Origin of the sequence: Emergencia sp. 1XD21-10 (genome assembly GCF_009936045.1) — a bacterium.
Classification (GTDB): domain Bacteria; phylum Bacillota; class Clostridia; order Peptostreptococcales; family Anaerovoracaceae; genus Senimuribacter; species Senimuribacter intestinalis.
In genome coordinates, this window is sequence record NZ_QWEQ01000046.1 from 1 (window position 1) to 7,265 (window position 7,265).

The following is a 7,265-nucleotide window of genomic DNA, read 5'->3' on the forward strand; positions in this document are numbered from 1 at the left end:
AAAGTCTACCTTTTGTTTCAAAAAACTTCTAAAAAATTTCAAACATTAATTAAGCCACCGCAAAAATGTAGGCTGCGACACCTGCAACATTGCAGCGGCTTCTCTGGATGTGATTTGTTTTGTCTCATATAAAGTCTTGCATTGTGCAAACTCCTCTGGGATCTGCAATTTTGGCCTGCCGAACTGCACGCCCCGCTGTTTTGCTGCAGCAATACCTTCAGCTTGTCTTTTTTTAATGTACTCCCGCTCCGTTTGCGCAACATACGACAATATCTGCAGCACCAAATCGGCAACAAAAGTACCAGTCAGGTCTTTTCCTTTTTGTCTTGTGTCTAACAGCGGCATATCAAGCACGACAGCATATGCACCTTTCTCTTTTGTAATAATTCTCCATTGCTCCAAAATCTCGTCGTAATTGCGTCCCAAACGATCAATGCTGCCAATCACCAGCACATCACGGGGTCTTAGTCGCCGTATCAGCTTTTTATATCCTGGTCGCTCAAAATCTTTCCCTGATTTTCTGTCCACATAAATATGCTTATCTGTGATCCCAAAGTTTCTAAGTGCCAATAGCTGGCGATCCAAATTCTGATCCTTGCTGGATACTCTTGCGTAACCATAGTTCATAAAAAAATCCTCCTTAATATAATTTTTACCTAATTATATCAAAGAGGCTTTCCCTCGTCCCACAGTGGGACATTGTTTCATCTAAATACCTTTGAGTATTTTGACTCAGCATTATTGCAACATAAAATTCCACTTAGAAAAATAAATTTTCTACTTGCAAAAATAGAAGGTGGAGAGTTATAATAAAAAAAGAACGAGAGCCATTACACAGTTGGCCCAAGTAAATTTTTAATTAACCTTAAAAACCACTCTAAGCTGCAACTTCTGAGTGGTTTTTTCTTTGTGACTTATTTATCATGCTTTCGCATCATAGCATAAAACACTGCAAAATTACTTACGGTATTTAAAGCTACAATTATTGCCGATACAAATTCCACAAATGCTGTCCTTTCGCAAGTGTCGCGCATAAGCATCACTTCCTTCCAGACCAACTGCCACTCTAATTTGGCTCTCTACTAATAAAATACTATAAGAATCTTCTTTTTTCAAGTATCAATCCTTGAAACAACTATTTGCTCATCATCAATAGTGACAAAAAAACGATTGCCTTCTTTTAAATCCAGCATCTCTCTTACTTTTCTCGGAATCGTTATTCCTCCATCTTTATTCATAATTGTTTCATTGGTATACATCAAGCTTTCTCTTGTACAACCAGGAATCCACCCTTTATCCAGTGCAGTATATATCGTATTTATTGACCTGATTGAATCGACAGGAAACTCTGTTTCCCCTTTATTTATCTTTTCAATGATTCGCGCAGGGCTATATTTCTTGGCCAATATACAGTCTGCAATGTAATTGCAAAGCGGTGAATTTTCTTCTAATAACGGCTTTCGTCCTTTTTCCTTGAGAAATCTTTCGTATTTTTCCTGAGCAAAATCAGCATTATATACGCCATCAACAGTTCCGGCTTTTATTTGATTATAAATCGTAGATAACGCACAATCTAATTCATCTGCTATTTCCGGCTTAGGTTTGCCTTCCCGTAACAATCGTTCAAGCTTTTGGCGATCTTCTAATGTGAAATGACTATACTTTGCCATGTTTCTTCCTTCCCTAAATTCGTGGTCTCCATTTACGCCCTATTATCCCATCTTTTTAAACAACGGCACACGTGTTTGATCTCCATGCTCACGAAAGTATTCTGTTTCATCGGCAATCAGACCATCCAAATCAAGCTGATTCAGCCATCTGACATAATCTCCCGTTTCTTTATCATATTCAAACACTGCAATGAGCTGCGCTTTCTCCAACGTCCAAAGCAGATTTTTATCACTTTCTACGCGAATCAACTCTGGATTATCAACGTGAATCTCATAATCCACATCTGGTCCAGTCAAAGAATAAGGGATTTTTCCAATCCGCTCATCGTAAAGGATAATGAACTCTTCCAATCCTTCATCTTCCCCAAGCTCGCCTGCCAATTCCGCTTCTACTTCCGATGCAGCAATCAAAGCCAAACACATTTCTTTTGCTGCATCTACTCTCATATGCCAATCCGTTTCAGCAGATTGGCTTTCGTAGTAGTCTGTACCACAGATAATGGCTACCAAATCCCGATAATCATCTGCCTCGTACATACTGTCATCCATTAGTTTCATCATCTGGAATCTTTTCTCTGGCGCCTTTACTTGAACCCGCCCATCATGTACTACATTAAACATCTTAATACCTCCTAAATCTTCATTCCATCTTTGGTAATAAAGCAAATCTCCAATTCCGAATTCGTAGCCTCTGCAATGTCCTCTAAATCCTTAACTTTAAAATTATCTCTGGATAACTTATTATACAAATTTTGGGACGATGTCCCTAAACACTTCGCCAAATCCACCACATTCATATCATTAGCAGCGAGCAGCACTTCTATCTTTTTCTTCATCATCCGTGGTTTACTCCAATTGTCAGTTAATAATTTTATTTCAACATTATTTTATTTTAAAATAACACGAAATAGTTTGTTTGTCAATGTCTGTCCCAGGAATTTTTTGCAATGACGGATAATAAATGCTGTTTGTCCTCTTTGCGTGAAAAAACTGCATCCAACGCACGCATAATCGCCTCATTTGACTGCTGGTTATTTTCTTCGTACGCATTGATGATGTTCGCGCGCTTTTTATCTGCTTCCGTAGATACCAGCGACTCTGTACTACGCAGCCTCGAACGTTCTGCTGAGTTTACCATACCTGCAGCAAATTTGACATTAGCCTGGATAATTCCCGGAGTCAATGTACCATTAAACCCTCGAAACTCAACTGTTTTTTTAGATCCCAAAGGGGTAAAGTTGATCATACGATATTTATTACCCAGTCGGTTGCTGATCCTGGAGAAAAAATCTCTAGTATCGCTTTCTCCTGGAAGACGCATCGTAATACCTATACGGTTTAAATCTATTGACGATGCTGCATAAAATCCACCCCGGAAAGATCCCTGTTCGCCGCCCGAAATTCGTTTATAGACTTGTTCAAAACCAGCACCCATTTTAAAAAAGCGCCGCCATCTCTGCTTTTTTCCGTCCAATGCTTCTGATGCGCCTATATGTACATGTCCTCCGGTTTGAAAATTGACCTGAGCACCGTGACGCTTTGCAACTTCACAAACCTTTTCAATTGTTCTCCAGGTTTCTGGAGTATCGGTAAGGATCGGTGATATTAACTCTCCACCTCGATTTCCTGAAGTAACGCTGCCATCACGTTCCAGCGCCCACTTACCTGGCACACGTCTTCCATGATATCCCGACATCAAAGAATTACCGCAAATCCCCATCTCATACAGTTCTTCCGCAATCGCATCACTGTCTCCTTGGACAAATTCAAGTTCAATGCCAAACGTAATATTTGATCCATTCAGGACATTCTCATACGTATACGGTACTGGCTCGCTCTGAAGCCTCGCCATATCACTTTCAAAAATATCCGGATGCTCTGTATAAAAAAACGCATCATCTGTACACCTCCTCGCTACATTCTGCAGTTCAGCTGCCGTCTCCGCCCTTTGATGTTCTGATAAAACCTGTCCATTGGAGGTTTCTATATCCACCCTACTGCCTGGCATAATACCCTGTCTTGCCTGTTCTGTCGCTATATTCACAGCCTCCATATGTCGACATCTGCCCTGTCGATGCATATGATCGGGACATGTGCAAGTGCCTGCCTCGATATTGACCCGATAGGATCCGCCCGCAGTATTTACATTTGCCTGATCTCTATCCACAAAATCAATAGTAACTTGCTCCCTCCTATGTCTGGTTCGACTGTCGATTTCTATTGTGATTGGATCCATCGCCAGTAGCCGACGTTCTAGTCGCTCACTCATCTCCTGGTCATTTCTGTTCTCCTGTTCACTACGATCCGTCTCATAGGTTCTGCCCGCAATCGTACCGCTGCGTCTATTCTTTGGCATACCTACACCTCCCTCTTATATGCATTTGCATAATATGCAAGATTTCTTAACAAAATTTGATTCTTACTTAATTCTCCTGGCGCTTTCCCTGTTTCTGACAAGCTTCCTCGACGACTGTGGACATATGCTGACTGATTTAATATCGACAAAGGATTTTTGCAAATTTCCTTCAGCAATTGAACCCTTTTAGGTGATACCATTCCGGCTACGATAATTTCTGTTTCTCCAGGGATCCTCTCTGTCAAATATTTAAAAGCAGCGAGATAATGCACGTAGAGATTCGATGCTCTAAGACTGGTTCCAACGGTCTGAAAGCTGAACGCAATGCATTTGATGTTTTTCCGATTAATCTCTTGGATCCATTGGTCCAGATCAATCTTATTGTACCAGGAAATATCCGGTACTGCCGGAAGCCCGGCATCCATCATCTCGTTATATACAATACTGCTGCGCTTGATGTTGTAAAGATGATCAATTCGAGGTGCATCTTCATAAACACTGTAATTGGGCGCTACAATCGCCTGCCATGGAAATTCCTGCAGCTGTGTATAAATTTCTCTGCGCTTGTCCCAAATACCTTCCAGCGTCCGATCCTTGACATAAAACTGCAGCACCCCTTTCACAGGATTCAGCAGATTTAAAGTGTCCTGCAATCCTTTCCGTCTGTACACCGGCGCCACACGTTCGCCATTTTCCGAGAAAAAATTACCCCCATGAATCCCAACAACCGATCCTACATCGATAGCTTCAGGCATATGATCCGGTAATACAGGAATTAATTCCGGCAGCAGTCGATAATAATTACTCTGCAGCACAATCTGTCCACCTCCCACCTTGCCTAAATACTGCCAGGCTGACCCTTTTCGGGGGCAAAGAGCAAAGCATTGCTCACAATCGAATTTGCAAAACTGTATATCACAAAGACTACAGCCTTGACAATACATACGCATGTTGCAGGTATCGCAACTGCGCTCACACAAACTAATCATAGCTTAAACACCTCAAATTCTGATTCCACCGCTTCTATGGCTTTCAGCAGCTTTGCTTTTTCCTCTCGCCCCATCGGCACGGCGCGCAGCAAAATCAGCTGCCTTTTCACAATGCGCAACAACCTAACAAGTTCAATTACCGCCATGTCATAGATTTTGTCCATACTTCTCCTCCATTTCAAACGCCTCTAAAATGCATAAAATCGCCCGAATTTTCGTTTTTTATCCACTTTTCATATCTTTTATCGCCAAACATCACAACTCATGCTTAAATCACAAAATAGAGCTTCGCCCATAAAAACTTCTCAACTTACCCGTCGTTCCTCCCCAGCCTCCTCGCGCGCACGTGCGCATTGACTGATGAGGATGTTTTTCTATTTATTAAAGTTTTTTGTTGTAGTTATTGTAATTCTATATAGATATACTGTTTATATTAGTGTGGTCAAAACGACCACATGGACCAATTTCAACGTTTTGCGGCTTTTTTGCATTTTTTGCCCGTGTGGTCATTTTGACTACATGGACCAATTTCAACGTTTTTACCGTGTGGTCGTTTTGACCACATGGATCAATTTCAACGTTTTTACCGTGTGGTCGTTTTGACCACATGGATTAATTTCAACGTTTTCATATGATTTACATGATCTCCGGTAGTCCATATTCCTCTAAGTAAGTTCTGCGTTGCGTATCTATTTCATCGCGTCTTTTCATAAGCCGAGCCTTTTCTTCCGCATCGTCTGTCAGCATTATCCGTGTAAGACTACGCATTACATTCGTATAATCAGATTCAAGTCTACGCAGCTTTGGATGTTCCTCCATAATCCTGTCACGTTGTTTCCGTACTGCCTCATTATCTTCCTGCTTCTTCACATCTTCTGCCTGTTGATGCTGAGCTTCTTGATGGATCAGTAGATCATCAATCTCAAACGGACTGTTGCAGATTAACGTCTGTAGAAACGCCCTCACATTTCGTATTTTGTATTCTTTATTTTTTAATATTTTTTTATATTTAAAGATAACAGTTCTCGTTGTATCCGCATCCAGACTATGTAAAATCGTCATAATCTGCTGCCGATTCCTGATTGCGCCTCCAATTTTTATTTGCTCAGAATTTTCCATGTCTAAGGCTGCCATATAAATCCTCTCCAAAAGTATCTTATCTTCTGGCTGCTGATGCGTAATCTCCTCAATCGCCATTGATTCTCTCAGCCAGTTCCCCCGCTGTTTCGAGTTTTCCAGCTTAGTACAAGTCGTGCTACTCCGTCTTACTGGCTTCCGCTCTGGCTTACTTGCTGTCGAATCCGTTTTTTTAACTGCAACTGATCGACTTTCGCTCTGGTCTGTATTCGCTGTGTTCAAGTCCTTTTTCGCGATAGGATTGCTCACTAACGTATAAATATTTCGGTCAAAACTTCCGAATTTGTCTCTCTGCTTCGTAACATCAATATATCCACATTGCTGCAGCAATGCGAAATGTTTATAATAACGCTTTACCGACATTCCCAGCTCCTCTAGCATAATATCGCGGCTTGGAAAAGCCGTACTGCCGTTTCCTGCAAATGATGCAATATATCCATATATAGCTTTCGCCTCCGGCGTCAATCGTTTATCCCTATAGAGAATCTTCGGGCTTATTCCAAAGCCTTGTGACATTATTCCTTCTGTTTTCAAGATTTCAGTTATTTCCTTCATAATTTACCTCTTTTCTATCAACGCAAAAAGCGAAAGAGGGGCACCGCTGCAGATGATTAAACATCTGGAGCAATGCCCCACATCAATTTACATATTTGATTTTAATTAAAAGCAAAATCGTTATTTTCTATATTGCTGTTATAATCTTTCAACGAATGATTTTACATCCTTTTCCTTCTTCTTTTTAAGAACCATCAGAATAAGCCCTATAATAATGGATCCAATTGCGATGCCCGCTGTTACAATCAAGACCTTCTGCAGTAATGATAGTCCCACTTCTTCGTAATCTACAGTTATCATCACTTCATAGCTGGTATCTTTAATACCATTGGTATATGTCGCTACTGCATCATAAGTAGCAAGTGCCGGACTATTTTCGGTCAATTCTTCTTGGTAATATGCAATCCAGTCAGAAGTTCTTCTGTTGCCACTAAATTCTGCATATCGAACAGTTTGTCCTTTTTCTGTTACATAATTGCTGCTCCATTTTCCATCGGTAATGCGGTAATCAGCCGGATTATAGTTCAAATGCCGCAAAATAGTTTCTTGATAACCTTC

General features: G+C 40.9%; 9 protein-coding genes. All 9 read right to left on the bottom strand.

All coding sequences use genetic code 11. The annotated features are described in order from the left end of the window. Positions 1–45: 45 nt before the first annotated feature. Positions 46–627 carry a recombinase family protein gene (locus D1151_RS15925; protein ID WP_161909527.1) on the bottom strand — a complete coding sequence of 194 codons (582 nt, stop codon included), beginning with the start codon at positions 625–627 and terminating at the stop codon, positions 46–48. 485 nt (positions 628–1,112) lie between these two features. Then, positions 1,113–1,670 (bottom strand): helix-turn-helix domain-containing protein, encoded by a 558-nt coding sequence (locus D1151_RS15930; RefSeq protein WP_161909535.1) that lies wholly within the window; start codon positions 1,668–1,670, stop codon positions 1,113–1,115. A gap of 42 nt (positions 1,671–1,712) precedes the next feature. Beyond that, positions 1,713–2,291, bottom strand: coding sequence for a hypothetical protein (locus D1151_RS15935; RefSeq protein ID WP_161909528.1), 579 nt, complete (start codon positions 2,289–2,291; stop codon positions 1,713–1,715). A gap of 11 nt (positions 2,292–2,302) precedes the next feature. Then, positions 2,303–2,509 carry a helix-turn-helix domain-containing protein gene (locus D1151_RS15940; protein ID WP_161909529.1) on the bottom strand — a complete coding sequence of 69 codons (207 nt, stop codon included), beginning with the start codon at positions 2,507–2,509 and terminating at the stop codon, positions 2,303–2,305. Positions 2,510–2,589: 80 nt separating this feature from the next. Continuing rightward, the gene (locus tag D1151_RS15945; protein ID WP_161909530.1) at positions 2,590–4,026 is read right to left on the bottom strand and encodes an amidoligase family protein; all 1,437 of its coding nucleotides are present in this window, start codon (positions 4,024–4,026) and stop codon (positions 2,590–2,592) included. A gap of 2 nt (positions 4,027–4,028) precedes the next feature. Continuing rightward, positions 4,029–4,841 (bottom strand): DUF4417 domain-containing protein, encoded by an 813-nt coding sequence (locus D1151_RS15950; RefSeq protein ID WP_161909531.1) that lies wholly within the window; start codon positions 4,839–4,841, stop codon positions 4,029–4,031. Positions 4,842–5,011: 170 nt separating this feature from the next. Continuing rightward, a complete protein-coding gene (locus tag D1151_RS15955; protein WP_161909532.1) occupies positions 5,012–5,179 on the bottom strand; it encodes a hypothetical protein in 168 nt (55 codons plus the stop codon). A 472-nt stretch (positions 5,180–5,651) separates the two neighbouring features. Next, positions 5,652–6,707 (bottom strand): helix-turn-helix domain-containing protein, encoded by a 1,056-nt coding sequence (locus tag D1151_RS15960; protein ID WP_161909533.1) that lies wholly within the window; start codon positions 6,705–6,707, stop codon positions 5,652–5,654. 138 nt (positions 6,708–6,845) lie between these two features. Next, on the bottom strand, positions 6,846–7,265 hold a 420-nt coding region (locus D1151_RS15965), incomplete at its 5' end, for a hypothetical protein (protein WP_161909534.1).